This window comes from Paraburkholderia sp. UYCP14C (genome assembly GCF_004197395.1).
Classification (GTDB): domain Bacteria; phylum Pseudomonadota; class Gammaproteobacteria; order Burkholderiales; family Burkholderiaceae; genus Paraburkholderia.
In genome coordinates, this window is record NZ_SELS01000262.1 from 1 (window position 1) to 1,253 (window position 1,253).

2 protein-coding genes are annotated in these 1,253 nt (G+C 62.1%); both read left to right on the forward strand.

The window, feature by feature from the left end:
- A partial coding sequence (gene tnpB / locus EVC45_RS44715) for an IS66 family insertion sequence element accessory protein TnpB (RefSeq protein ID WP_129964375.1) occupies positions 1 to 395 on the forward strand: 395 nt, incomplete at its 5' end.
- Positions 396 to 425: 30 nt separating this feature from the next.
- Positions 426 to 1,253 (forward strand): transposase (locus EVC45_RS44720; protein WP_136624690.1); only part of this gene is annotated, 828 nt, incomplete at its 3' end.

Consider the following 1,253-nt stretch of genomic DNA (forward strand, 5'->3'; position numbering starts at 1 on the left):
GACGAATTGACGACCATGGTTCAGATCCTGGGGAGGCTGCCGTGTTCCGGTTCGACGAAGACCTGAAGGTGTACCTGCATCGCGATCCCGTTGACTTCCGCTATGGCATGAACAGCCTGTCGATTCTCGTCGAGCAGGCGATGCGGCTGAACCCGATGGATTCGTCGCTCTACGTGTTCGGCAACCGGCGTCGCGACCGGATAAAAATTCTGGGCTGGGATGGCAGCGGTTTCTGGCTGATGATCAAAAGACTCGAGGCTAACCGCTTCACCTGGCCCGACAGGAAGACCGAGGTCGTGACGTTGACGACCGACGTGCTGCACGCACTGCTCGACGGCGACGACATCACCACGATCCGGCGGCATCCGAAGCGGGAATATCTGCGCGTGAGCTGAACAGGTAAGCGGCGTACCGGTCTAACCGGTATGCCGATCCAGCTTGCCGTTACCGCCGACGAACTCGCCGCGCTGCTCGCGATTCGTGACGCCTATGGTTCGCTTCAGCGCGAGCACGAGGAAGTTCGCAGCGCATTGCGTCTCGTGACGGCAGAACGCGATCTTGCCGAAGAACGGCTGCGTGCTTACCGGCGCGAACTGTTCGGCGCGAAGAGCGAAACGCGCAATGCCGATCAGCCCGGCCTGTTCAATGAAGCCGAGGCACTCGGCACAAACGCTACCCCGGCACAGGAAGATACCCCAGAAACGAAGGTTGGCGCACACACGCGCAAGAAACGCGGTCACCGCAAACCGCTCGATCCCGCCCTGCCGCGCGAGGTCGTACGGCACGAGCTGCCCGAAGCCGAACGCTTCTGCGCCCACGATGGTCAGGCGCACGTCGAGATCGGTGTCGAGACCAGCGAGCAGCTCGACGTGATTCCCGAGCAGCTACGCGTGATCCAGCACCAGCGCGTCAAGTATGCCTGCCTGTGCTGCGATCTCGGTATCAAGGTGACGCCGGCGCCGCCGCGCATCATCGCGCGCGGACTGTTGACCGAATCGGCGCTCTCGTGGATCGCCACCGGCAAGTTCCAGTTCGGCATGCCGATCTATCGTCAGGCCGGTCTGCTGCGGCGCTTCGGCGGCGACATCTCGTCGAACACGATCGCGGCAAGCATGGTTCGCGTCGGTCTGGCCACGCAGCCGGTCATCAACCTGATGCGCGACGCGCTGCTTGAAGCGGATCTGATCTTCAGCGACGAGACCACCTTCCAGGTGCTGAAAGAAGAAGGCCGAAAGCCGCAAACGAAGAGTTAC